The 578-nt window shown below is 68.0% G+C and carries 2 pseudogenes; both read right to left on the bottom strand.

Features of this window, described 5'->3' with window-relative positions:
• A pseudogene (locus tag M8J73_RS44500) lies at positions 1–168 on the bottom strand (2-oxoacid:ferredoxin oxidoreductase subunit beta); the annotation flags it as partial.
• A pseudogene (locus M8J73_RS44495) lies at positions 158–578 on the bottom strand (2-oxoacid:acceptor oxidoreductase subunit alpha); the annotation flags it as partial. The pseudogenes M8J73_RS44495 and M8J73_RS44500, both read right to left, overlap by 11 nt.

Raw genomic sequence — 578 nt, 5'->3', positions numbered from 1 at the left:
GGAGCAGCCGATGCCGGAGACGAAGACGATGTTCTCCTTGGCGAGGCCGAGTTCGGGCATGAAGCCCTGGACGGCGGCGAGGATCGCGTAGTCACCGCAGCCGGGGCACCAGCGCACCTCCTGATCGGACTTGAAGTCCTTCGGCTGGAGTCGCAGTTCAGTTCCCACGGATCGTCTCCCGCAGTGTGTGGGCGAGCTGGCCCGCCGTGAACGGTGTGCCGGCGACCTGGGTGTAGGAGCGGGCGTCGACCAGGTACTTCGCCCGGATGAGCATGGCGAGCTGCCCGAGGTTCATCTCCGGCACGACGACCTGCTCGTACCGCGCGAGGACCTCGCCCAGGTTGTTCGGGAAGGGGTTGAGGTGCCGCAGATGCGCCTGCGCGATCGGCTCGCCGTCCTGCCGCAGTTGCCGCACGGCGGCGGTGATCGGACCGTAGGTCGAGCCCCAGCCGAGGACCAGGGTGTCGGCCCGGTCCGGGTCGTCGACCTGGAGGTCGGGGATGTCGATGCCGTCGATCTTGGCTTGGCGGGTGCGGACCATGAAGTCGTGGTTGGCGGGGTCGTAGGAGATGTTGCCG

Source organism: Streptomyces neyagawaensis, assembly GCF_023516595.1.
Taxonomy (GTDB): Bacteria; Actinomycetota; Actinomycetes; order Streptomycetales; family Streptomycetaceae; genus Streptomyces; species Streptomyces neyagawaensis.
Note: the sequence above shows the minus strand (reverse complement) of the source record. Positions and strands in the feature narration are given on the sequence as shown.